Below are 3,455 nucleotides of genomic sequence, written 5' to 3'. Positions count from 1 at the left end.
AGTTATGGCAAAGACATCCCAATGCTACAATCCACCACAGACTCACTAGTATACAACTTATTTACTCGCCATTTACTGAATACATTAACTGCCCATACTCTACAGTCTATTTAATTCTTGTGACAGCCGTTCCTTCCTCCCTCTTACCTTCACCATATCTATCTTTATCTCTACCTCTCTCACTTTTTCTAAAGCTACATCTCTATCTAGCTCTAACACCATTTTATGCATCCCTCCATCCCTTGCTATTCCCATCACTCTCCTTAGCTCTTTCATACGCGCCACCACCTGCCCTAACTCTAATCTTAGTTGGCGCTCCCGATCTATCTCTCTACTTAGTTCTAGATTTACCTCTTCGACTGTCTCCCCTACCCTCAAGTCAATTGCTGCCGATGAATGTAGATACCTAGCTTTCTCTTCCCTTAGCACTACCTCTAACTCTACAACCCTCACTCTCGCTTCCCTCTTCTGCAAACGCAACTCACCCTCTTTTGCACGCTCTTCTTCCCTCCTCTCTCTCTTCTCTTTCTCCTCTCTCGCTCTAGCCTCAGCTCTCTCCAATCTCTCTTGTCTTGCTAGCTCCGCCCTCTCTAGCTCTGCCGCTTCCTCCCTTTCAGCCATTTCTTCCATTGCTAGCATTAACCTAGCACGTTCCACCCTCTCTAACTCTTTGGCAGCTTTCTTCCTCTGCTTATCTAGCTCTTTAGCAGCTCTCTTCTCCTGACTCCTTTTTTTTCTCTCTTCCAACATTTCCTGCTTTGCTAGTTTCTTCTCTAGTTCACGTGCCTCTCTCTTCTCTCTCTTCTCTCTCGCTCTAGCCTCGGCTCTCTCCAATCTCTCTTGTCTTGCTAGCTCCATCATCTCTAGTTCTGCCGCTTCCTCTTTCTCAGCTATTTCTTCCATTTCTAGCATTAACCTAGCGCGTTCCATCCTCTCTAACTCTTTGGCAGCTTCCTTCCTCTGCTTATCTAGCTCTTTAGCAGCTCTCTTCTCCTGACTCCTTTTTTTTCTCTCTTCCAGCATTTCCTGCTTTGCTAGTTTCTTCTCTAGTTCACGTGCCTCTCTCTTCTCTCTCTTCTCTCTCGCTCTAGCCTCAGCTCTCTCCAATCTCTCTTGTCTTGCTAGCTCTTTGCCAGCTTTCTTCTTCCGACTTCCTACAACTTCTGCACTATGCGCCCTCATCGCCTCCATTCTATCCAACGATTTCTTATCCAAAACCATAATTCTTCTGATCTTTTTCTTTACACCAGTACCCTGTTTCACTGTTCCATGTTCCACCAATTTCTCTACTGACTCTTCTTCCGAATCTACTACTGACACTTCCGGTTCTTTTATGCTACCAACCATAGCTTGTAATCCATGAGCACCCACATTTCCCACCATCACTGACGGTAATGCTGTGAATGAAGGTGACTCTACGCTAGCCATCAGAGCTTGTATTAATTGTCCGTTAATTTCTATGAGAGAAGCAATATCTCCGAAATCAAAGCCCATTCTTTCCGAGATCAAACCAGATCTTCCCAGTTCTTGACAGCGCAATAAATCTTGCCGAGCTTCTGAAAGTTGAGCTACCACTCCTAAAACGACATTAGATGTTGGAGTACCATAAAACATACTTCGACGCAGCACTTGACCAGGTCGCATTCCCAGAGATCGTGCTAAATCTGGTGCCAACACAAGCCCACCAATGGAATCTCTGGCACCCTGTTCCGCTACATATGACGCTCGCCCACGAACAGTACCTACATCTCCTACTACCACTGTTGATGCTATCGTAGGTGGAGGTAGTGGAGGTGCTTCTGCGCTACTCAGTAGCGCTTGTATCGCTGCTGCGTTAGCATCAATAAGACTAAGAACATAACCGTCACTAAGCAAAGTGGAAGAACTAGTCCCCTCTCCTGCTCTAAGGCGACCCAATCTCTCCTGTTCTTCCAAAAGTTGAATAGCTAAACTCGTCGCAAGAGGAGCACGTGGGGTGCCATAAAACATACCTCTAAATATCATTTCACCAGGTTCCATACCCAACACCAGCGCTAAATGTGGCGCCAATACAAATCCCCCTGGCTCAGCATATAATGTACTTTGCCCTAATTCCAATAAACTCGATGGTTGTGCTTGCCCGCCTACACTACCTCCCCCATAACTACCATACGGATCACTTGCTTCACCACTTGTGCTACTCAACTTACGTTTCATTAGTAAAGTCCTTATTCTTGTTTTTTCTTCTTTTACATTGACACAACTTACTGTAGACAAGTACCTACAATCCATGCCAAGCTTGCTCTTTTAAGCTGCAGCAACAACACGTCCGAAACGTTAATACAAAGCGTCAACACGTAGTATTCTACCCACAAGCACACAATCTCTTCTACCAATACTTCCCCTGGTGGAGCACTTGTTGCTTGCCCATGAGCACCCACATTTCACACTATCACTATCGGTAATGCTGTGAATGAAGGCGACTCTATGATAACCATCAGAGCTTGTATTAATTCTCCGTTAGTTTCTATAAGAGAAGCAGTACCTTCGAAATCAAAGTCCATTTCTTCCGAGATCAAACCAGATCTTCCCAGTTCCTGACAGTGCAATAAATCTTGCCGAACTTCTGAAAGTTGAACTACCACTTATAAAACGATATTGTTGGAGTACCCATAAAACATACTTCGACGCGGCACTTGATCAGGCCGCACTCCCAGAGATAGTGCTAAACCTGGTGCCAGCAAAAACCCACCATCAGAATCTCTGGCACCCTATTCAGCTACATACGACGCTCGCCCACAAACAGTACCTACATCTCCTACTACTACTGTTGATGCTATTGTAGGTGGAGGTAGTGGAAGGTGCTTCTGCGCTATCAAGTAGCACTTGTATCGCTATTGAGTTAGTATGAATAAGACTACTCATATAACTGTCACTAAGCTGGGTGGAAGAACTAGTCCCCTCTCCTGATCTAAGGCGACCCAGTCTTTACTGTTCTCCTAAAAGTTGAATAGCTAAATCGTCGCAAGAGGAGCACGTGAGGTGCCATAAAACATACCTCTAAATCATTTCACCAGGTTCCATAACCAACGCCAACGCTAAATGTGGCGCCAACACAAATCCCCCTGCCTCAGCATATAATGTACTTTGTTCTAATTACAATGAACTCGATGGTTATGCTTGCCCACCTACACTACCTCCCTCATCACTACCATACGGATCACTTGCTTCACCACTTGTGCTACTCAACTTACGTTTCATTAGTAGAGTCCTTATTCTTGTTTTTCTTCTTTTACATTGACACAACTTACTGTAGATAAGTACCTACAATCAATGCCAAGCTTGCTCTTTTAAGCTGCAGCAACAACACGTCCGAAACGTTAATACATAGTATTCTACCAACAAGCACACAATCTATTTCCTAGCAGTCTATTAAGTAATAGTGCGTCATACTATTTGCAATAACTTACATCATT

Annotated in this window: 3 protein-coding genes; all 3 read right to left on the bottom strand. The window is 44.5% G+C overall.

What is annotated here, in order from left to right:
• Positions 1–99: 99 nt before the first annotated feature.
• The 3 genes from A6733_RS08075 to A6733_RS09805 all read right to left on the bottom strand — a co-directional run bounded on the left by A6733_RS08075 (position 100) and on the right by A6733_RS09805 (position 3,285).
• Entirely contained in the window at positions 100–2,196 is a 2,097-nt protein-coding gene (locus A6733_RS08075) for a coiled-coil domain-containing protein (RefSeq protein ID WP_092460823.1), read from the bottom strand.
• Between the two features lie 227 nt (positions 2,197–2,423).
• Complete coding sequence (locus tag A6733_RS08070; protein ID WP_092402751.1) at positions 2,424–2,624, bottom strand: hypothetical protein; 201 nt, start codon at positions 2,622–2,624, stop codon at positions 2,424–2,426.
• A gap of 529 nt (positions 2,625–3,153) precedes the next feature.
• A complete protein-coding gene (locus A6733_RS09805) occupies positions 3,154–3,285 on the bottom strand; it encodes a hypothetical protein (protein WP_278183889.1) in 132 nt (43 codons plus the stop codon).
• Positions 3,286–3,455 lie beyond the last annotated feature (170 nt).

Origin of the sequence: Candidatus Ichthyocystis sparus (genome assembly GCF_900078745.1) — a bacterium.
Lineage (GTDB): Bacteria > Pseudomonadota > Gammaproteobacteria > Burkholderiales > 2013Ark19i > Ichthyocystis > Ichthyocystis sparus.
This window is presented reverse-complemented; position numbering and strand designations above follow the sequence as displayed.